Annotated in this window: 21 protein-coding genes; 17 read left to right on the forward strand and 4 right to left on the reverse strand. The window is 47.3% G+C overall.

Features of this window, described 5'->3' with window-relative positions:
• Positions 1-270 precede the first annotated feature (270 nt).
• The 6 genes from Q0Y54_RS03160 to Q0Y54_RS03185 all read left to right on the forward strand — a co-directional run bounded on the left by Q0Y54_RS03160 (position 271) and on the right by Q0Y54_RS03185 (position 5,753).
• The gene (locus Q0Y54_RS03160) at positions 271-786 is read left to right on the forward strand and encodes an ECF transporter S component (protein WP_297964210.1); all 516 of its coding nucleotides are present in this window, start codon (positions 271-273) and stop codon (positions 784-786) included.
• 46 nt (positions 787-832) lie between these two features.
• The gene (locus Q0Y54_RS03165; RefSeq protein ID WP_297964212.1) at positions 833-2,851 is read left to right on the forward strand and encodes a TonB-dependent receptor; all 2,019 of its coding nucleotides are present in this window, start codon (positions 833-835) and stop codon (positions 2,849-2,851) included.
• Between the two features lie 44 nt (positions 2,852-2,895).
• Positions 2,896-3,801, forward strand: coding sequence for a YitT family protein (locus tag Q0Y54_RS03170; RefSeq protein WP_297964215.1), 906 nt, complete (start codon positions 2,896-2,898; stop codon positions 3,799-3,801).
• A 200-nt stretch (positions 3,802-4,001) separates the two neighbouring features.
• A complete protein-coding gene (locus Q0Y54_RS03175) occupies positions 4,002-4,412 on the forward strand; it encodes an amino acid-binding protein (protein WP_297964217.1) in 411 nt (136 codons plus the stop codon).
• 83 nt (positions 4,413-4,495) lie between these two features.
• Entirely contained in the window at positions 4,496-5,284 is a 789-nt protein-coding gene (locus tag Q0Y54_RS03180) for a ZIP family metal transporter (RefSeq protein ID WP_297964219.1), read from the forward strand.
• Between the two features lie 241 nt (positions 5,285-5,525).
• Positions 5,526-5,753, forward strand: a complete 228-nt coding sequence (locus tag Q0Y54_RS03185; protein ID WP_297964221.1) for a YgiT-type zinc finger protein — start codon at positions 5,526-5,528, stop codon at positions 5,751-5,753.
• Positions 5,754-5,802: 49 nt separating this feature from the next.
• Here the strand turns inward: Q0Y54_RS03185 and Q0Y54_RS03190 are convergent, their stop codons facing one another.
• The 4 genes from Q0Y54_RS03190 to Q0Y54_RS03205 all read right to left on the reverse strand — a co-directional run bounded on the left by Q0Y54_RS03190 (position 5,803) and on the right by Q0Y54_RS03205 (position 8,790).
• Positions 5,803-6,363, reverse strand: coding sequence for a class I SAM-dependent methyltransferase (locus tag Q0Y54_RS03190; RefSeq protein ID WP_297964223.1), 561 nt, complete (start codon positions 6,361-6,363; stop codon positions 5,803-5,805).
• 131 nt (positions 6,364-6,494) lie between these two features.
• Positions 6,495-7,529, reverse strand: a complete 1,035-nt coding sequence (locus Q0Y54_RS03195; protein ID WP_297964225.1) for a 3-deoxy-7-phosphoheptulonate synthase — start codon at positions 7,527-7,529, stop codon at positions 6,495-6,497.
• A gap of 207 nt (positions 7,530-7,736) precedes the next feature.
• Positions 7,737-8,168 carry a flavodoxin gene (locus Q0Y54_RS03200; RefSeq protein WP_297964226.1) on the reverse strand — a complete coding sequence of 144 codons (432 nt, stop codon included), beginning with the start codon at positions 8,166-8,168 and terminating at the stop codon, positions 7,737-7,739.
• A 34-nt stretch (positions 8,169-8,202) separates the two neighbouring features.
• The gene (locus Q0Y54_RS03205; RefSeq protein WP_297964228.1) at positions 8,203-8,790 is read right to left on the reverse strand and encodes a DUF3793 family protein; all 588 of its coding nucleotides are present in this window, start codon (positions 8,788-8,790) and stop codon (positions 8,203-8,205) included.
• Positions 8,791-8,996: 206 nt separating this feature from the next.
• On the opposite strand from Q0Y54_RS03205, the gene Q0Y54_RS03210 reads away from it, so the two are divergent.
• From Q0Y54_RS03210 to Q0Y54_RS03260, 11 genes are all read left to right on the forward strand, one after another.
• The gene (locus tag Q0Y54_RS03210) at positions 8,997-11,831 is read left to right on the forward strand and encodes an ATP-binding protein (protein ID WP_297964230.1); all 2,835 of its coding nucleotides are present in this window, start codon (positions 8,997-8,999) and stop codon (positions 11,829-11,831) included.
• A 341-nt stretch (positions 11,832-12,172) separates the two neighbouring features.
• On the forward strand, positions 12,173-13,549 hold the full coding sequence (locus Q0Y54_RS03215; protein ID WP_297964232.1) for a diguanylate cyclase domain-containing protein: 1,377 nt from the start codon (positions 12,173-12,175) through the stop codon (positions 13,547-13,549).
• Between the two features lie 122 nt (positions 13,550-13,671).
• Complete coding sequence (locus tag Q0Y54_RS03220) at positions 13,672-14,487, forward strand: dioxygenase (protein ID WP_297964234.1); 816 nt, start codon at positions 13,672-13,674, stop codon at positions 14,485-14,487.
• A gap of 403 nt (positions 14,488-14,890) precedes the next feature.
• On the forward strand, positions 14,891-15,964 hold the full coding sequence (locus tag Q0Y54_RS03225; protein ID WP_297964236.1) for a cyclic nucleotide-binding domain-containing protein: 1,074 nt from the start codon (positions 14,891-14,893) through the stop codon (positions 15,962-15,964).
• An 84-nt stretch (positions 15,965-16,048) separates the two neighbouring features.
• Complete coding sequence (locus tag Q0Y54_RS03230; RefSeq protein WP_297964239.1) at positions 16,049-16,942, forward strand: YitT family protein; 894 nt, start codon at positions 16,049-16,051, stop codon at positions 16,940-16,942.
• 575 nt (positions 16,943-17,517) lie between these two features.
• Complete coding sequence (locus tag Q0Y54_RS03235; protein WP_297964241.1) at positions 17,518-17,799, forward strand: helix-turn-helix transcriptional regulator; 282 nt, start codon at positions 17,518-17,520, stop codon at positions 17,797-17,799.
• A 46-nt stretch (positions 17,800-17,845) separates the two neighbouring features.
• Positions 17,846-19,513: an FAD-dependent oxidoreductase gene (locus Q0Y54_RS03240; protein ID WP_297964243.1), complete on the forward strand. Its 1,668-nt coding sequence runs from the start codon at positions 17,846-17,848 to the stop codon at positions 19,511-19,513.
• 17 nt (positions 19,514-19,530) lie between these two features.
• Positions 19,531-19,734, forward strand: a complete 204-nt coding sequence (locus Q0Y54_RS03245) for a 4Fe-4S binding protein (protein ID WP_297964245.1) — start codon at positions 19,531-19,533, stop codon at positions 19,732-19,734.
• Positions 19,731-20,315 (forward strand): 4Fe-4S binding protein, encoded by a 585-nt coding sequence (locus tag Q0Y54_RS03250; protein ID WP_297964247.1) that lies wholly within the window; start codon positions 19,731-19,733, stop codon positions 20,313-20,315. Before Q0Y54_RS03245 ends, Q0Y54_RS03250 begins: the two co-directional genes overlap by 4 nt.
• 211 nt (positions 20,316-20,526) lie before the next feature.
• Positions 20,527-20,841 carry a multidrug efflux SMR transporter gene (locus Q0Y54_RS03255; protein WP_297964249.1) on the forward strand — a complete coding sequence of 105 codons (315 nt, stop codon included), beginning with the start codon at positions 20,527-20,529 and terminating at the stop codon, positions 20,839-20,841.
• Between the two features lie 20 nt (positions 20,842-20,861).
• Positions 20,862-21,338, forward strand: a complete 477-nt coding sequence (locus tag Q0Y54_RS03260; RefSeq protein ID WP_297964251.1) for a pyridoxamine 5'-phosphate oxidase family protein — start codon at positions 20,862-20,864, stop codon at positions 21,336-21,338.
• Positions 21,339-21,493 lie beyond the last annotated feature (155 nt).

A 21,493-nucleotide genomic window follows, 5' to 3' on the forward strand; every position in this document is an offset into this window, starting at 1 on the left:
AAGCAAGACCATGGTCTTAGCTGAGCAGCTGACACTGACCGCTATGGGTGCTTTTTACTATGAAATCTTAGCGAAGCAAATCCGAAGGATGCAGATGAGCTCTAGATTTCGTTGTAAGGGCTGATGAAAGCTCCTATGCTCTCATCTTGCTTCCTACCTAAAAGGAGGGAAGATTGGCACCTGTTAGCGTGGAGTTAAAATGGGATGAAGCCATACTACTATGATAGGCTTAACTGCCAGTTGGCAGCTGGTATATGTAAAGGAGTTATTATGAGTACGAAAAAAACGGTGTTTGCCGGGCTGTTTGTGGCATTGGGGGTGCTGTTGCCCGTTGCCTTTCATGCCCTGGGGCCGGTGGCCAGGATTTTATCGCCCATGCACATACCCGTGTTTATGGGGGGGCTGATTTTAGGCCCTGTATATGGACTTATTGTGGGGGTGGTTACACCGGTTAGCAGCAGCTTCTTGACGGGTATGCCTCCTTTGATGCCCATGCTGCCCATGATGGTGGCTGAGCTGGGGGTATATGGCTTTGTTTCCGGCCTACTGAGTCGGCGGGTCAATCCCTGGCTGGCCATGCTGGGGGCCATTATCTGCGGTCGGGCCATGATGGTGGCAGTATTGCTGTTATTTGGGGAAATGCTGCAGATTAAGGCAGAGCCCGTGGCCTATGTATGGAGCGGGATTGTGGCCGGCGCCCCGGGAATTGGCCTGCAGCTGCTGCTGATACCATTTATTGTGAAGCGGCTGAAGCTGGCCTTTTCCCACCATGAGTTGTTTAAATAGGAAATGATTCCATTTTAGAAAAGATATAAATTGAAGGAGCAAGGAAATGAGCAAGTGGAAGATTTTTAGCGGATTATTGTGCCTTAGTCTGGTTACCGGCAGTGCATATGCTGCGGAGGTAGCCAATTACGGCGATGAAGAGGTGGTGGTATACGGTGATGAGATCACTGATAATCAGGTGGATACCGTCATAGATTTGAAGGATTATAAGGGCGAGGTCAAGTCAGTGCCGGAGCTGCTGCGGGGTACCGCAGGTATTCAAATTCAGGAAAAGCCTGTAGGCGGTGCTGAGGACCAGAGTGTAAAGCTCCGGGGCCATGACAGCCGGCGGTTCCTTGTACTGGTGGATGGTGTGCCCCAGAAAAATTCCGGGGTAATGGGCGGCAGCTATTTCAGCTGGGATGCCATGCCAACAGATATGATCGAGAAAATCGAGATTATCAAGGGGGCCAAGTCCTTCAAGTACGGCCAGACCGATGGCGGTGTAATTAACATTATTACTAAGCACACCAATGGAGGACAGATTAAGTTTTCTGCAGGCAGTAATCGCCTGCGGCAGGCGTCCATTTATTATAAGGGGTCAGCCGGACAGCTGGACTATGGCATTAATTATTTGTTTGAGTCCAACGATGGCTACCTGAGAAATGCGGATTATGGCAATAAGCTCTTTGGCTTAAATTTGGCCTATCATTTTAGTAGGACGGACAGCATCAAGGTGAATTTCCAGCATAACCGCACCCATATTGGCCGGGTGGTGAAGAATGAGCCGGGAACGGCCGGGTACAACTCTTATTATCCGACCACATTATTTGGGGATGCCTATGGCAATGACCAGGATTTTGCTCATTTACCGGGAGATGGGAGCCGGACCGTGGCCACGGGAAATCGGTTTGATATTTCCTATGCGTCCAAGCGGGACAATGGCAGTGACCTACTTACCTACTGGAGGAATAACGAGGACCTCCATGAGGTAAAGGTAGTGGATGGGGCCGTGTCCTATGATCGCCATAACTCCAGTGACAAATCCTCCGGGTATATTTATCGGGGTACCAGGGTACTGGATGACAAGCATGAGCTGGTCTTTGGTGGTGAATATACCCTGATGCGCTACGGCTATGGCTGGTACAATGGGGTGAAGCCGAATACGGCCTCGGAGCTCTATCCATCCCAAAAGGCTGATGTTTGGGGTCTCTATGTGGGGGATACCTGGACCATGGACAAGCGCTGGACCCTGGATTACGGTCTGCGGTATGATGTTATGCGGGCCGATCGGGATGACCAACGGGCAGAAAAGATAAAAGCCTACGATGACAAAGGGCTTTCACCAAAGATTACCGCCACATTGAAGCATGATGACAAAACTACCACCAGCCTGTCCATTAACCGGATTTGGCGCAGCCCATCCATGGCCGAGTTTTATTGGTATTATCAGGATTTAACCGGCAACAACCAAAAGGGGGAGCTGAGCCCGGAAAAGGGCTGGGGCTATGACCTGTCGGTGGCCCATAGCTTCAGTGACAAATACGACACCAGGGTAACCTTGTTCTATCAAAACTTTAGCTCCTTCATTAATTTCCTGCACACCAGACCGTTTAATGTGTACATGCTGAATGGGGTGAAGATCTGGGGCTTTGAGTGGGAAAATAATTATCGCTTTGATGATTATTCCTCGGTTTATCTTAACTACACCAATCAGCATACCTCCAAGGATGGGGCCAAGGCCTATGACCATGCTGGCTTATCAGATGAGCTGGATTACCGCCCCCGCCATATGCTGTCCCTGGGCTACAAATTCCACCGGGATAGCTGGAGCCTGCAGTATGATATGCATTACATCGGCAATCAGCGGGCCATGTACGGTTATCCGTCAGCGGGTCCTGCCGAAACACGGATTGCTGAGCTGGGGGGCTATGTTGTGCATAACCTTTCTGTGACAAAAGAATTTAATAAGCAGACAAGCGCCAATCTGTCGGTGTATAATCTATTTGATAAAAACTACAGCGAAATCTATGGCTATCCAATGAATGGCCGCACCTATGTGCTGAGCTGCAGCTATAATTTCTAAAAAAGTAAAATTCCTGGGGGGAACTGTTTGGCATGAAGCACTTTATGAGAAAGTATCATGTAAAGCGAAATATTTTTAAGTATGGATTGATTGTTCTGGGCTGTTTTATCGCCAGTGTGGGCATCAATGCCTGCTACGTACCGGCGCACCTGTTGACGGGAGGCGTTACGGGTATTTCCATGATTATGCTGTTCTCCTTCGGCTTCCCTTTGGGTATACAGTCCTTTATATATAATATTCCCCTGCTGATAGCCGCCTATTTTTTTCTGGGAAAACGCTATCTTATGGATGTGCTTGTGGGTACCATGGTATTTTCCTTCTGCCTGGATTTTACCAAATTTATGAGTGATTTTTATTTGGTGCCGGACCACATGCTGTCGGCCATTTTCGGCGGTATTTTATGCGGTATCGGCTATGGGATTGTCTTCAGAAATAATGCCAGCACCGGCGGCTTTGATATTATCGGTGCCATTGTGAAGAAATACTATTCCTTCGATATGGGGGTGGTAATTTTTTCCTTTAACTGTATGCTGATGGTGGTGGCGGGAGCCCTCTTTGGCGTTACCCAGGCCATGTTCACCCTTATAGGTATGTTTGTGGCTGCCAATGTGACGGATAAGGTGATTGCCGGTATTAATCACCGGAAGGCTATTCTTATTGTGTCCAACAGGTCCAGGGAAATTGCTGACGGTATTATCTACGAGGTAGGCCGGGGCGTTACCTTTATCCACGGTCAGGGAGCCTACAGTCAGGCGGAACGGGATATTGTCTTTGTGGTGGTGAAAACTACCCAGATTGCCAAGATAAAGGCCATTGTAGATACGGTGGACAGAGCGGCCTTTATGCTGATTGTGCCGGCCAATGAGGTGTTGGGCCGGGGCTTTACCCTGCCGGGGATTGAATTGGAAAAGCTGCGTCGGGGGAGAAGTCCTGTGGAGACAGATGATTAATATGACAGCTTCTGGGTTTACAGCTTTGCTTATATTTGCTAAAATAATGCCTAGAGTTTGTTAAATACGACTTGTTCAGCAGGAGATATATATGCCAGCTGAATTTAGTCGAATTAATCCAGAGTCTGTGGGTGTGCAGCTCTTACCTGAGAGGAGGGCGGGTTGGCACCCCTTGACGTGGGGTTACAGGAGGTTTTATTATGTTACAGCAGATTTCACTTTTTACGGAAAATAAACCAGGGGGATTGGTGAAGATTACCTCTGTTCTGGCCAAGTCCCATATTAATATTTATACCATGCTGGCCAATGACAGTGCGGAATTTGGTATTATCCGCCTTATTGTGGACAAGCCTGATGGAGCTATTGCTGTCCTGCGGGAGGCCGGCTATCAGTGCCGTCTGGACAAGGTTATCGCGGTGACCATGGAGGATGTGCCGGGATATTTGGATAAGATTTTGTCCGCCGTGGATGGGGCCAATATTGATATTTGCTACCTGTATATTTCCTTTGAACGTCATTCCGGCAAGCCGGTGGCCGTGTTTAAAACCAATGAGCCGGAGACGGCTACCTTCCTGCTGGGCAAGGGCTTCAATCTGATTGAAAGCTTTTAGCTGAAGGCTTTACAAAGCTATATGGTGCAGTACAAAGCAGAGTCATGATATTTGGCTCTGCTTTTCTTGAAAGAGGTGAAAAAATGTCAGTTGAAATAATACAGGGTCTCCTGATACCCTTTTTGGGCACAAGCCTGGGGGCGGCCTGTGTATTTTTTATGAAGGAACAGCTCAATCCCCTGGTACAGCGGGGCCTGCTGGGCTTTGCGGCAGGTATCATGGTGGCGGCTTCAGTGTGGAGCCTGTTAATACCCGCCATGGAGCAGGCCATTGACAGCTGGGGTGAGGTGCTGAGCTGTGTACCTGCCATAACGGGCTTTTGGGCGGGAATACTGTTTCTGCTCCTGTTGGATTATCTGATTCCCCATCAGCATTTGAACAGTGATGAAAGTGAGGGCATGAAATGCAGGGCGGCCAAGTCCACTATGATGGTGTTGGCCGTGGTTCTCCACAACATTCCGGAGGGCATGGCGGTAGGCGTTTTATATGCAAGCTGGTATAACGGGGCGGCTGACATTACCTTAGGGGCGGCCATAGCCCTGTCTGTGGGTATTGCCATACAGAATTTCCCGGAGGGAGCCATTATCTCCATGCCGCTTAGGGCAGAGGGCCTGTCCAAGGCCAGATCCTTTGTATACGGTGTCCTTTCCGGCGTGGTGGAGCCGGTGGGGGCCGCATTGACCATTATATTTGCCAGTATCATTATCCCGGTGCTGCCCTTCCTGCTGAGCTTTGCCGCCGGGGCTATGCTGTACGTGGTGGTAGAGGAAATAATCCCCGAAATGTCCGAGGGGGAGCACTCCAATATAGGCACCATCATGTTCGCCGTAGGCTTTTCATTGATGATGGTATTGGATACGACTTTGGGATGAATTTGTATCCGGTAGCGGACAAATCGAAGGAAACGGCACTAGCGTAAAGCTGCATGACCGTTTGCAGGAGTTTTTATTGGATTGGGGCAGTTGAAGGGCTGTCCATGATGAAAAAAGTCAAATTTCGTGTGAAACGTTATTTCGCACTACGCCCTTACAACGAAATCTAGAGCTCATCTGCATCCCTCGGATTTGCTAAGATTTCATAGTAAAGTAACTTTTCTAAAAGGAGGAAGCCACTATGAAATGTTTATCATGTAAAGGTGATATGGTTAAGTCATTTACGGCTGATGTTACTGAAAGAAACGGTATGCTCATCATTATTAAGAATGTACCTTGTTATAAATGTACTGAGTGCAATGATGTCTTTTATACTGGCGATATTTTAGCGCAGTTGGAACGGTTGCGTAAAAAGGCAGAAGAAGTATTAACCGAACTTACAGTAATTGATTTTGACAAAGTAGCTTAATATAATTCAAAACATATCAAACCCGTCAGTAGATTAATACTGGCGGGTTTTATTTTACCTTCTCAACCAAATACAAATAAGGGGCCGTGGAATCGTGGTTGGTGAGCTGGCACTTTACTACGGAATATTCCTCCTTTGGCAGCTCCTCCAGGAGAAGCATAAGGTGTACCCCCTCTTCCTTGCCGGCGGGGTGGCCGGGATAGACCATGATGGAGATAACGCCGTTTACTGCCAGCTGCTTCATGACATTTTCCACAGCCTTCACCGTAACCTTTGGCACGGTGGTAATGGAGTGGTCGCCGCCGGGGAGGTAGCCTAAATTAAATACCACCAGATCCAGCTTGTCAGCTACCACCTGGCTGATGTTTTCGTGGCTATCCAGTACATAGGTGATATCCTCCCGGAAGGCCTCGGTGGTTTTCTTGGTTTTCAGCATGGCCGTAGGCTGGACATCAAAGGCGTAAATATGGGCATGGGGCTGCTTGTGTTGGGCCAGGTACAAGGTATCCCTGCCGGCACCGGAAGTGGCATCCACGATTACCCGGGCTGTTTCCAGGGCCTTTGACCATACCCCCTGGGCGATGGCCAGCATGTTTACCGCAGTCTGCATAGAGATTTCCCCCGTTAAAAATTAATTATCATTAAACTCCGTGCGAAACGTTATTTCGCACGGAGTCCTTACAAAGAACACTAAGTTCCCACTGCGCCGTAGGCTTGTGCTCACTAAGTGTTCATAATAAATTAAAGCATATCGGCCAGATCCAGCAGCAGCCGCTCAGTCTTCTCCCAGCCCAGACATGGATCGGTAATGGATTTACCGTATACGCCGCCATCCACCTTCTGACAGCCGTCTTCAATATAGCTTTCTATCATAAGGCCCTTGACGATATTCTTGATATCCGGGTTCAGGTGGCGGGAATGAATTATATCCTTGGCGATTCGAATTTGCTCCAGATATTTCTTGCCGGAGTTGGCGTGGTTGGTATCCACCACGATGGCCGGATTTTCCAGCCCCCGTTCCTCATACATTTTGATAACCTGGGTCAAGGTTTCATAGTGATAATTTGGCAGGCTGCTGCCGGTGGCATCCACATAGCCCCGGAGGATGGAGTGGGCGAAGGCATTGCCCTTGGTGCGTACCTCCCAGCCCCGGAACAAAAATTCCTGGGAATGCTGGGCGGCAGCCACCGAATTCAGCATAACAGACAGGTCACCGCTAGGTGGATTTTTCAGGCCCACGGGAATGCCAACGCCACTGGCAATCATCCGATGGAGCTGGTCCTCACTGGAACGGGCTCCTACGGCGGCATAGCACAGCAGGTCGGACAGATAGCGGAATACCTCAGGGTACAGGATTTCCTCAGCACCGGTTAGTCCTGTTTCTTCAATTACCCGCACGTTCAATTTGCGGATGGCAATAATACCCTCCAGCATATCCTCCTCCCCTTCAGGAGAGGGCTGGTGCAGCATACCTTTATATCCAACGCCTATGGTGCGGGGCTTATTGGTATATAGTCTAGGTACAATAAAAATTTTATCCTTTATCTTATCCTGTAGCTTAGCTAGACGGGAAACGTAGTCCACCACAGCATCCTCATTGTCGCTGGAGCATGGCCCGATTATAAGGGCCAGCCGATGATCCTCGCCGGAAAAAATTTTTTTGATGGTGTTGTCCCGTTCCAGCTTTATGTCCTTGTATTTCTTTTTGATAGGGTAATCCTCCATGAGACTTTGCGGCGAAGGGAGAACCCGGATAAATTCCATTTCCATACTCATACTAAATCACTCTTTCTTCAGGTAATCAGTCTAAACAAATCTAATTATACGTATATATTGTAAAATAATCCAGCCCTAAATGACTAAATTGACATTAATTTAACAGAAATATCGAAAAAAATCTAAATACAGGAAAAATGTAACACTAAAAGCTGTGCCCAATTAATATTTGAGCACAGCCTTCACAATATTATACAGCTTTAAAAGTCAGAAATTATCTTTGACAAAATTTTGAGCGAAATCCGCACATTCCTTTAGCCCGCTGTCATCCGGGGTATTGTTTATCATAACCCCTTCCTTATATACCTTGGCACCGTGGTCCCGGCAGCGCTGGTGCCAGTCCTGCAACCATTCGCCGGAGCCCCAGCCATAGGAGCCAAAGAGTCCCACCGGAATATCCTTTATGTTGTTTTCTGCCTCCTGAAAGAATGGCTCAAATTCAGCTTCCTCCAGCACCTCACAGCCCATGGCGGAGCAGCCAAAGAGGAACCCGTCATAATCAGCCATCCTATTGGCGTTGAACTGGTCCACGGAGAAAAGCTCCGTATCGGCTCCGGCGGCCTTGGCCCCTTCCAGCATAGATTCAGCCATGGCCTTGGTGTTCCCGGTGCCTGACCAATAAACAACAGCGATTTTCATAAACTATCAACTCCCTACACTTTGATGATATATTCTATGCGGCCCCGATAACCTCCTGCAGGCTCTCCCCTGCCTTGAGCCGGGCACACATGGTATTGATACAATTGTTGTAGCAGTCAAAGAGCTGCTTCTGGGCGGCTTCGTTGGAATAAACCTTCCAAAAACCGCTATACAGGAAATTTTGTCCCTTGTTTTGAATGAAGCCCTGTACATCGGCTGGAGGATAGCCTAAAAATATACCTATTTCATGGGGAAATCCATCACATTGGGCAATACGTTTTTTTAGGTGTTCCAATAAAGCCGGAAGGGAATGTTCATCTATAGCCTTTGGCAGCGGATAATGGAATTTTTTTAGAATATCAATAGCCAGGGGGCGTTTTATAAGGCGGGTCAGGAGTTGTGGCCTATAAAAAAGCATCAGGCTATGATTTTTCTGTCGTGTCAGTTGCAGATACTCAATACCATGGCATTTTAGGCACTGGTGATGCTTCGTCAGAAAATTCCGGAAGGAGTTATCAGAATTTATCCTGAAGGCTACCATACTGCCACATTTTATTCCCTTAATAGTAGGTGCACAGTGATATGCCAGTTGATGCTCATAATCAGGTATTTTATTATTCATGGAAATCACCCCCCTGGGCTATTTGATATTCTTTCTCAACTGCAAGACCATTATAACATACATGATAATGATTATCAATAGCAAAAAAAGAAAATTTTTTATCACAGAGGATAATGGTTTAGAAAAAAGGATTAAATGAGTAAACGTCGAAATATATCAGTAACAGTACAATGAATGCTTTTACCGGCTTTTAGGGAGGCATCTTAATGGGAAGAAATAGAATTTTATTTTGGCGGATTATTGTGGCTGCTGTGGTGGCGGTTATTCTGCTGCCTTATCGGGTTTTATATGCCGATGTTATAGCAGATAACCGGCAGCCGGTCCATGTGGGCGTTGTATTGCAGACGGGGATTGCCATGCCTGGCAGTGCAGGCGTCTATTATGGCTTTGATGCAGAATATATGTATAAGATAGGTCAATATGCCAATTTTAAGGTTGTTTATCATCCTTTTGTCAATAATGATGGGATGTTTCAGGCCCTCAGAGACCATAACATTCAGATGGCCTTAGGGATTTCTCCCAATCAGGAGCGACTTGAGGAGTTTTTGTTTGCCAACAATGGCTTCTTTACGGGGCAGGCCAGCATACGGGTGCGCAGCGATGACCCTCGGTTCAGCTACGGCAATCCTGCGGAATTTAATGATAAGGTATTGGGTGTGGTCCAATCCTCCATTATGTATGATCGGGCCGTGGAATGGGCAGAAAAATCCAATATTACGCCAATTTTTAAGTTCTACGACAGTGATGAAGCCATGCATGAGGCCATGGATGCCGGGAAGCTGGATGGTGTTATAACCATTGGGTCCAAATTTACCCAAAATTATCGTTCTGCCTTTAATATTGCCACCAACACCTATTATCCGATTTTTAACAAAAATGAGGTTGATTTAAAAAATAAGGTGGATGCGGCCATGAACCGCATTATGTATGAGGATCCCCTGTATTCGGAAAAGCTTTTTGATAAGTACCGCCATTTTCAGATCCATGAGGGCCTGCCCCTGACCAAGGAAGAATGGGCGTATATTGCCGAGCATCCGGTGCTAAAGGTAGGGGTAATCAGGCAGCAGGCCCCGTTTTCCTATGTGGATGATGATGGGGAGCTGCGAGGTATTTCCCCTGATTTGTATCGGCGGATATCCCAGCTGCTTGATTGGCCGGTGGCCTTTGTAATTTGTGAGACCCGGCAGGAGCTGATAGATGCTCTTCATTCCGGGGATGTGGATGTGTACGGTGTGACCACCCAGGATATTATTGCCAGTGAGGAAAGTGGATTGGCGCTTACCAAAACCTTTTTCCATCTAAGTATATTGTCCATAAAGAGGGCTGATGTAAATGAAATCAAGACAGCAGGCTTTGTGGGACGGGTACCGCAAAATGTGGAAAAGGCCATGCGGGAAAATCTGCCTGATGTGAAGTTTAAGGGGTATTACAGCCTGGAGGACTGCTATGATGCTATGGTGGCCCATGAGGTTGACGCTATATATTGTAATATGGCCCAGCTTAATTGGCTTACCCTGCGGCGGGGCACCGGTAACTTTGTGGTAGAGGGTATTGACAATTTGGAGTCTGAGTGCAGTGCCCAGCTGCTTCCTCAAAATGGTTTATTGAACTCCATTCTCAGCAAGACGGTGCAGGGCAATAATATTGATGTAACCAGCATTATCAGCCAGAATATTTACATCAAGCCCACAACAATGGAATATTTGCGCACAATACCAAATCGGTTGGTGGCAATTTTCTTCTCGTTGCTGCTGCTCCTCACAATTGCAGTCAGCTTTGCTGTTTACAAATCCCATCAGCGTCAGGTATTGGCGGAGCTCAGTGCCAAGCAGGCAGCACTGGATGCTTCGGAGCAGGCCCGTAGGTCGGAAAGTAATTTCCTGTCTACCATGAGTCATGACATGCGGACTCCCCTTAATGGAATTTTGGGCTATACCAGGTTAGCCAAAGGCTCCGGCAATATGGAGGAGGTACAGCAATATTTGGAACGGATTGACAGCTCCAGCAAGCTGATGCTGGCCCTGGTAAATGATGTCCTTGATTTGTCCAAGCTGGCCAGTGGCAAGATGGAGCTCCGGGAGGAGCGGATAGTACCTCACGAGTTATTTAATATTATTAAGGATGCCATTACCATGAATGCCAATAATCAGCATATTACCTTTACAGCCAATTTGCACGTGGATGAGGGAATCGTGGTTTATGCGGATCGTCTACGTCTGCAGCAGCTGGCCATGAATCTCCTCAGCAATGCTGTAAAATATACTCCGGCAGGGGGACATGTGGATTGGCAGGTTTTTGTTCATGCCAATGGCGATGATTCCAGCCTAGAGGAAATTGTCAAGGATGACGGGATTGGCATGAGTAAGGAATTCCAGCAGCACATGTTTGATATTTTCAGCCAGGAGGTCCGTCAGGAAACCCTGCATACTCGGGGAACTGGTTTGGGTTTGTCTCTGGTTAATAAATTTATATCCATGATGGGTGGCACGATAAAGGTGGACAGTGAATTGAACAAGGGCTCTACCTTCAGGTTCACGGTTCCCATAAGAACGGTAAAGGAAAGTGCTGAGGAGGCGGCCACCGCCAATCATGCTTCAGCGATAAATACAAATGATATCCCACGGGATTTGTTGAAGGATGTGCCTATTCTGTTGGTGGAGGACAACTCAATTAACGCTGAGCTGACAAATTTGATGTTGGCTGAATACGGTGCCAATATTATTGATTGGGCCCATAATGGGCAGGAGGCCCTGGAATTCTACAGTGCCAGTGAAACCTCCCATTATCAGCTGATTTTGATGGATTTGCGCATGCCGGTTATGGGCGGTCTCGCTGCTACCAGAAAAATCAGGACGCTTCACCGGGCGGATGCTTCTCTTGTGCCGATTATTGCCATGTCAGCGGATGCATATGAGGAGGATATCCAAAATTGTATTGAAGCCGGTATGCAAAAGCATATCAGTAAGCCGGTGGATATCAATGTACTGATAAGGGCAATAGCCGAGGTACTTAAGCCCACGAAATTTGTTCACTGGGCCTGACCGGGTGGTTCCCCTCCTGGAGGGGTTGACCAGGGATTGGGTAAAATTAAACTGGATTCAGATGGAGTGTAAGGCTTCACCTGGATCCGGTTTTTTTCTTCAGCTTTTCTGAAATAAGTGGACAGGGGCCCAATGGTGTTCCTTATCCAGGCCGGGGTACAGCTTTCCTGGGATAAATGGATAGGAGGAAATTTGCAGTTGGGACAAAAGTTTTATAATTAAAAAATAAGGAAAAAATCATTGATTGTTGGCTGTAAGTTTATTATAATACGGTTAATTGTATGATTGTATGTAAAAAATACGTTTTGCCGGGTTGGAAATTTTGAAGGGTAGTGGAAAATATGGCTTCATACAAGGCTATTTTTAATGCGGTATCTAATAAGTATATTTCCGTTCATTCCGTTGATCTGGAAACAGGTGCCTATGAAGCATTTAAGTCACATCCGGCCATTGATGCCCTGTGTGAAGGAAAAAATGAGGCTCAGGAAGCATTATACAATGTATTTTGGCATATGACCAATGGTACCTCCTGGACAACAATAAAGAATTTTATAAATCTATCCACTATTAAAGAACGGCTGAAGGATAATAATTTCGTCAGCTGTCCCTTTCATTCCAATGTGAATGGGTGGTGTGAAGCAACCTTTGTTCCTGTTAGGGAGAAATCCGGCGGTGAAATACACAGGGTCGTTTTTATGGTGTCAGATATCAATGAGCGGATCCATAAGGAGATGTCCATGGAGGAACAGACCCGTAAGGCCAATGCCCTGGCCCGCAGAACGGCGGTTCAGGTTATTATGGATCCCTTGACTGGCCTGTTGAATTTACGCGGGACAGAAAATTCTATTAAGGATTTTCTCAAAACCAATCCGGCGGTGAGCTGTGTTTTAATGTCCCTGGATGTGGACGATTTTAAGCTTATAAATGATGTTTTCGGTCATGGTGTGGGTGATGAGGTCTTGCGGAAGGTAGCCGATACCCTAAAAAGGTGTTGCCCCAGACCGTGTATTATCGGCCGTAATGGTGGGGATGAATTTACGGTCTTCTTTACCCATACCTCCCTGGAGGAGATTCGGCCTTTTTTCAAATCCTTTGTGGGACAAAAGGTGGGCTTTGAGCATGGCGGTCAGCTGCACCATGTATCCATGTCCATTGGGGCAGCGGAATATCCTATCCATACAAGGGATTATAAGCAGCTTCGGGAATATGCCGATGCGGCCCTTTATGCGGTAAAAATGAGTAATAAAAACGGCTATCAGTGCTATTACGATGGCATGGAGGAGCGCAACCGGGCCCAGCTGGGCTTTAAGATGGGCGATATAGTTACGGGATTGCCGGGGGCTATTCTCGTATACAGGGTTCGCTCCAATGGGCATATCATCTTTGCCAATGATGACGTTATCAAGCTGGTTGGTTGTGACAATATGCAGGATTTTATGGATTTTACCCATGAAAAGCTGTATAGCATCATCCATCCCCAGGATTTGTCCCGGGTGCGTCGGACCGTTTTTCAGCAATATCGCCGGCAGCTTCAGGAGAAACAGGTTAATGACCGCGTGGAGGGCTTTGTGAAATGCCGGCTTATTAATAAGCAGGGCAAGGAAATTAATGTGGAGTGTACGGGGCGGCTGGTATACAATAAATTCCATGGGGAAATTGTTTACGTGTTTATTCAGGAAACCAGTACGCTGGATAAGCTGCTTCAGATGACCAGTTGAGAAAAAATGGATAATCCCACCGTTAGTTTGCGGCTAATAGTGGGATTATTTTTTTTATTTTGGTATAATGAATGGCAGAGGGGTTTAGAACGTAGTTTTTTCAAATTTTGAGGAGAATTTGTATGGATGATATAAGGATGCCGGTCATTTTTGCCGGTCATGGCAGTCCTATGACTGCCATGGACAAAAATGACATTACCGCCGGGATGCGGGCAGTAGGTGAATCAATCCTCCAGATTTTCGGTAAGCCCAAGGCAATATTGTCTATTTCAGCCCATTGGGTTACTGAGGGTACGTATGTACAAGGTGCGGCTCAGCCCAGGCAGGTATATGATTTTCAGGGGTTTCCCGAGGAATTGACCAAGCTGGAGTACCCGGTTACGGGGTGTGGGGAGCTGACTCGGCGGGTCCGGGAGCTCCTGGGGGATAAGGTGTCTGTAAATGATGATTGGGGTATTGATCATGGAACCTGGTCAGTGCTGATTCATATGTTTCCCCGCCCGGATATCCCTGTGGTGCAGCTGTCTGTCAACAGCGGGCTTACGGCCAGGGAATGCTTTGCACTGGGCCAATCCCTGGCCCAGCTCAGAAGTGAGGGCTACCTGATTTTGGGCAGCGGCAATGTGGTATATGATCTGGCTGCGGAGAATTATGAGGCCTATTTGAAGGCAGGGGGCAATCGGGAGGGCTCCCAGGAGGCGGTTTCTTTTAATAATTACATTTGTCGGGCGGTGGAGTACCACCATGAGGAACGGGCCTTTGATTGGGAGCTTGGGCCAAATTCCGAATTTGCCGTGCCTGCTGTGGACCATTTTTGGCCGTTACTGTATACCCTGGGGGCGGCTGACGGTGACGATGGGGTAGCGGTAAACCGGGTATTTACCATGGGCTCGGTGGCCATGACCATGTTTGCCTTTGGCATGTTTCCCAAGCGTTGATTAATAAATGAATCGGGCTGCTGATGACGGCAGCCCGGTTTTTTATATTAAAAGGCTATTAAAATTTTGTTATAGTACTTATGCTTTGAAGGGAAAAAGACGATTATAAGGTCAAATAAAGCAAATAAAGCACATAAAAGTAGTTATGCTTTACATAAGGGATTGTATAATTACTTCAGTGCACAAAAGCAGCCTGTAATCCCCTAAGAAGATGCTGACGGCGAACAGTATCCTCTTAGGGGATTACCAATTAGGGGGAAGTGTGTTACAGAATTTGGAAAATCCATTTTTAGTCCTATATATTTGCTAGTAAATAACGGGGGATAATGTTAATATATTAAGCGGAGGATTTCGATAAAATTACAAAGGCAGGAATTTATTTTTTGGAGAAGGAGTCCCCCCAATGGACATTATTTCAAACACTTCCAAAACCCGATATCATGTGGGCGATGTAAGCTCCACCATGATGGATGAGCTTAGGAAGATATATGGCAATAATATAAAGGATATTGTGACGGTGAATGAGGAGGAGCTGAAGACCCTGAACGAAAAGGGACAGCACTCCAGAGCTGCTGTCCAGGCCATTTTCCGGGTGGGCGGAAAGATCGCTCCCGTGTCCTATTTGGGCTATTTGCGGGATGAGGTCATGAGTGACCCCTATCTGCGGACCAATTATTATTTTGGCAATGGCAAGCTGTGGCGCATTATTCTCAACTCCAACACAATTCAGCCGGTTTTCCGGGCGGCGGAGTCTCTGGGGCCCAATGACCTTATGGACACCATGCACCGCATTGCCGAGGCAGACCGCAGGCGTCCCTTTGATTTGCGGCGGGGCAAGCTGCTGCGCATCTATATTTTTCGCATCAGCAATGAGGAATATATTTTTCTTATGAGCTGGCCCCTGTTAATCGACAAGCACTGGACCCCCCAGAACCTGTTTCATCATCCTATGATTACCTACAGCATTATGGAGGAATTCAGCGTTGCTGAAACCGTTTCCATGGAAAGCAATGAGCTGGAATATAACGTGGGACTGCTCAGCGAGACCCCGCTGCTGCTGAGCCTTAATAAGACCCAAATCCGGTCCTTGCTGGATTCCTGTTGGGTGACCTCCTATAAAAAGGATGATGTTATTTTAAATGAAAATGTCAATCAGACGGCCCTGCTGGTCTTGCTTACAGGTAGGGTAGCCCGCTACAGCAAGGGGGATGATGAGTGGATGAAGCCCTTGGATGTGGTGGAAGAGGGGCACCTCCTTAATCCCCAGGTAGTATTGGGGATTCCGTCCTCCTTCTTGCTGGAGGCCGTGGAGGAATGCCAGATTTTGCATGTTCCCAGGATGCAGTTCAAGCATTTATTGCAAAATCATAATGACGTGGGCTGGCAGGCCTTTAAGGCAGTGACCAGGGAGCTGGATCACTACCAGAAGTGCTGGACCCGCTCCCAGGAGGGTATAAAAGAAAAAGCTGAAGTGTGACACCCGTTGTGTCGGTTGATATACGCCAAGGGCAGCTATATCATCACCAGCGGGTGTTTTATTGGGAAAGCAGGTGGAATATATATGAGTAGGAAAGTATTGAGGTTGTTTCTCAGGCTATGCTTGATTGTGGTGGGCTGCTTTATCACGGCTATGGGCTTTAATTTATTTCTGATACCTGGGCACCTTCTTACAGGGGGTATCAGTGGTATTTCCATGATTGTATACTATATACTTCATATACCGGTGGGCGTTCAGAATATGGTGTACAATTTGCCAATTTTATACCTGGCCTATCGGATATTTGGCCGGCGGTATTTTTGCGATACTATTCTGGGTACAGTGGCCTTTTCCTTTATCCTCGATGTCACGGCCTTTGTTATCGATTGGCATGTTTGCGCCAATCCCATATTAAATGCAGTCTTTGGCGGAGTGCTGAGCGGTATCGGCTTTGGGCTGGTATTTCGTGCCAATGCCAATACCGGTGGCCTGGATGTGCTGGGGGCTGTTATAAAAAAGTATTATTCCGTGGATTTGGGGACAGCGGTGGCAGTGCTGAATTTTGCCATTGTGTCGGCCTCGGCCTTTATGTTTGAGTTGGAGGAGGCCCTGCTGTCCATTGCTGGTATTTACGTTACGGCGGAGCTGACCAATCGGGTGGTGGCCGGCTTCAACCGGGAGAAATCCATTTTTATTATTTCCCAAAAGGCCGGACAGATATGTGAGGAGATTATGTCGGAGCTTAATCGTGGCGTTACCTTTATTAATGGTCGTGGCGGCATGTCCGGGCAAGCCTGTGATGTGCTGTTTACCGTGGTACGCCTGACCCAGGTGGCACAGGTAAAGGCCATTGTGGACCATTATGACCCACAGGCCTTTATGATAATTTCCGATACCTCCGAGGTCAGCGGCCGCGGCTTTACCATTGAGTGTGAAAGCTACGAGGAGGCCCGGAAGCGATGGTCCCATAAGGCGTAGCATGATGTACTTATTTGATGCAAGCCTTGACCTCTAGTTAATGTGGGGAAATAAAGAACATGAAAATAATGTTTAAACAATACAAAAATAATGTTTAAACAACATAAAAATAATGTTTAAAGAACTTGTAAAAATGTTTTAAAACATTTATTTTAACTTTGTGCGTAAAGAATATGATGGTAGGCAGGGCGATAGAGGACCTGTCCATCGACTTTCTGTCGGTTAATAAAGGCAGATAATAATAGCGGACGATTAAGGCGGACAAGGTAATTGGTTATTAAATTTGCATGATTTAGAGTGGTTGCTGCCATAACTCGGATTGATAGGGATCCGGGTTATTTTTTTATGACGTATTGACAACTATATTCAAAAAACGTAATATATGGATATACAAAATATTATCTGAATATGGATGATTTTTCCGATGCGAAGGGGCATAGGTAAGGTAAAATGAGCCGGGGCTTTATAGGTTAGGGGCAAAGGGTTCAGCATTAATGGCAAAGGTAAGGAGAATTGAGCTGGGGCTGCACAGCTCCAACGTTGTAGGGCTTTATATTTGACACGGAGGTGGAAAGATGATTGAGGATATGAAAAATGTGGAGGAGCAGGCCGAGCTGTTAAAGGTTATTGCCCATCCGGTCCGGTTATGTATAGTACGTGGCTTGTGGCGCAGCGGTGGCTGCAATGTGACCCACATGCAGTGCTGTATGGAGGTGCCCCAGTCCACCGTGTCCCAGCATTTGGGCAAATTACGGCAGGCCGGGATTATCCAGGGGGAGCGAAATGGCCTGGAGATTACCTATAGGTTGAAGGATGAACGGGTTAAAGCAATTTTATCCTGCTTATTTCCCAAATAATCCTTTTGGATGTAAAACATATTGATTGCTTTAGGAGTGAACGTATATGAAAAAATATTTAATTGTTGGTGGTGTGGCTGGCGGAGCTACTGCAGCAGCCCGATTGCGGCGGCTTGACGAAGAGGCGGAGATTATTATGTTTGAGCGGGGCGGAGACGTGTCCTTCGCCAACTGCGGCCTGCCCTACTATGTTGGGGGCGCTATTGCGGATCGGGATAAATTATTGGTGATGAATCCTGCCAGCTTCAAAAATCTGTTTAATGTTGATGTGCGGATTTATAGTGAAGTGATAGGGGTGGATCCTGTTGGTAAGACTGTACAGGTCCGCTCTGGCGATACCCAGTATGAAGAAGCATACGATGCCCTGCTGCTGGCTCCTGGGGCCAAGCCATTAACGCCGGGGATTCCGGGGATTGATCATAGGAATATTGTCACCCTCCGCAATGTGCCGGATGCAGATATACTTCATAAGCTGAGCCGTGATTATCCCGCCGGCAGGGCTGTAGTTGTGGGTGGTGGCTTTGTAGGTATTGAAGCTGCCGAGAATATACGCCAGCAGGGACTGGAGGTCACCGTTGTGGAGGCGGCACCGCATATTTTGGCCCCCTTTGATACGGATATGGTGGTGCAGGCGGAAAATGAACTGCGCAGTAATGGCGTAAATCTGAAGCTGGGTGACGGTGTGAAGGAATTTCATCACGAACCGGATGGCAGCATTAAGGTGGAGCTTTCCTCCGGGGAAATGCTGGTGGCAGATTTTGTGGTGCTGTCCATAGGTGTGCGTCCGGATACGGGATTTTTGCAGGATAGCGGCATTACCCTGAATGACAGGGGTTATATCGTTGTAAACGAATATATGCAAACTAATTTTAAGGAGGTCTATGCTGTAGGGGATGCGGTGCAGACCTTTAGCGGGCAGACCGGGGAATATACCACTCTGGCACTGGCCGGTCCCGCTAACCGTCAGGGACGTCTGGCGGCTGACAATATGGTGGGGGCCAACCGGCAATATGGGGGCGTAGTGGGAAGCTCGATTTTGAAGGTATTTGACATTACAGCTGCCTCCACCGGCATGAATGAACGGGCTCTCCAGCGGCAGGGCCTGGTTTATGGCAAGGATTACAGATTTACGGTTACCTTCCCGGCCGACCATGCCACCTATTATCCGGGAGCTCAAAATTTTACCCTGAAAATGATTTTCAGCCTGAAGGATGGCAAGGTGCTTGGTGCCCAGGCCATCGGGCCCAAGGGAGTAGACAAGCGCATTGATGTCATTGCCTCCGTAATCCGCTTTGGCGGTACGGTGCAGGACCTGATGGACTTGGAGCTTTGTTATGCCCCGCCATTTTCTTCTGCCAAGGATCCGGTCAATATGGCGGGATATTATGCAGATAATATTATGCAGGGCATGACCAATCCGCTTTTGCCAGGAGAATTGGCGGCGGAGCTGAATAAGGGAGCACTACTGATAGATGTGAGAAGTCCGGATATGTATAAGTCAGGCCATATAAATGGAGCGATTAATATTCCGGCTCCGAAGCTCAGAGACCAGCTGGATAAGCTGGATAAGGACCGTCCTATTATAGTCAGCTGCCGGGTAGGAATTAACGGGTATTATATGGAACAAATGCTGAAGCAGCATGGGTTTATGGTACGTAATCTTATGGGCGGCTTCTCCTATGCCAAATGGTTTGATTTGGAATTTCAGTATTGAGCAGGAGGTTTTTTTACATGGGAAAATTATCGCCCCGTCATGCGGTGGTAGATAACAATATATGCGTGGCCTGTGGAAGCTGTGCTGATATTTGCCCCATGGGCGCCATGGAAATAGTCAGTGGAGTATTCGCCAGACCCGTGGAGGAGCGATGTGTGGGCTGTGGAAGATGTGCCAGGGAGTGTCCGGCGTCGGCCATAAGGGTGGAGGTACGGTCATGAACAAGCAGCGTCGCTGGTATCACTATCTTTGGCTGTGGTCCATCATTTATTTTTCCCTGGGCTTGGTCAATATTTTATTTGCCTGGCTGGGGCTTATCAGCTTCTGTCTGCCCCTGATTTTGGCCATTGGGGGCGGCAATAAGCTGTTTTGCAACCGCTACTGTGACCGGGGACAGCTTTTGCGGGTAATGGGCAGTCAGGCAGGGCTTTCCATGAGGCGGGAAATGCCGGAGTGGATGAAGGGCAGGGCCTTTCGATATGGCTTTATGGTCTTTTTCTTCGCCATGTTTTTTAATATCATCTATGTATCCTGGCTGGTGGCCAGTGGAATACAGGGGCTTAATGAGGCTGTAACTGTGCTGTGGAGCCTTCAGCTGCCCTGGAGCTGGTCCTATTCATCCGGGATAGAGCCTTGGGTGGCGCAGTTTGCCTTCGGTCTTTACAGCCTGATGCTTACCTCTGAAATCATTGCCATTGCCGCTATGCTGATATATAAGCCCCGCTCCTGGTGCGTCTTTTGCCCAATGGGAACCCTGACCCAGACTATTTGCAGAGCCAGGTATGTGCCAACGATAAAATAGATGTAAATAAACGTTTATTTAAATACTAAATAACTTTTAAAAAACATCTAAATAACATTTTTTATACATCTGATTTGACACAAATTTGTATATCTGTTATATTGGCTTAGTAATATGATTTGTGCCACCGGGTACGTCTTGTGCTTGTTCCGTTAGGTCTTGGAAGGAACGGCAGCAGGCGTACCCTTTTTTGCATAGGAAGGAGATTTTTTTGTACTGGATATATTTGGTAATCGCGGGATTATTTGAAACGGTTTGGGCGGTTGCCCTTAAGCTGTCCCAGGGCTTTAGCCGGCCTGTGCCCACGGCAATGACCTTTATTGGCATGGCCATCAGCTTCTATTTGCTGGAGAAGGCCCTGACCGGAATTCCCTTGGGGCTGGGCTATGCTGTATGGACTGGCATAGGGATTGTGGGGACCTTTCTGGTCAGTGTCCTTTTATTTCAGGATAGTATAACCCCTGCTCAGGGAGGGTGTGTTTTGTTGATTTTGGCCGGTATAATCGGCCTGCGGGTATTAAGCTAGTGGATAAATGAGGTGGAGCTATGATCAGAGAAATGAGACGATTTAAGCAGCAGATTTCCCGGGAGGAGTGTATTGAGGTCTTGCAGGAAGCCAAGCGGGGAGTGCTGTCCCTGCTGGGAGATGACGGCTATCCCTACGGTGTGCCATTGGATCACTGGTATTGTGCGGAGGATGACCGGCTATATTTTCATAGTGCCAAGGTGGGTCATAAGATGGATGCCATCCGGGCCTGTGACAAGGTGAGCTATTGTGTCCATGATGAGGGCTATCGCCAGGAGGGGGAATGGGCCCTGAATATCAGGAGTGTTATCATCTTTGGCCGGGCCAGGCTGGTGGATGATGAGGCCAAGACCAGAAAAATATGTACCCACCTGGTACAGAAATTTACTGATGATGAAGCATATCTGGAAAAGGAACTCAAAAATGCCTTGCCAAGGGTGCAATGCTTTGAAGTCATACCGGAGCATATGACGGGAAAATTGGTCAATGAGTCATAATCAAAATAAAAAACATGACAATAAAATAACGATAAAATAATGATAAAATAATGATAAAATAACAATAAATCAATATTTAAAAAGTGTAATATAAATACTTTAAAAACATGATGAAGGCTCCCTGCCGCACATATAGTGTACAGCAAGGAGCCTTT

Origin of the sequence: uncultured Anaerovibrio sp. (assembly GCF_947302755.1) — a bacterium.
Taxonomy (GTDB): domain Bacteria; phylum Bacillota; class Negativicutes; order Selenomonadales; family Selenomonadaceae; genus Anaerovibrio.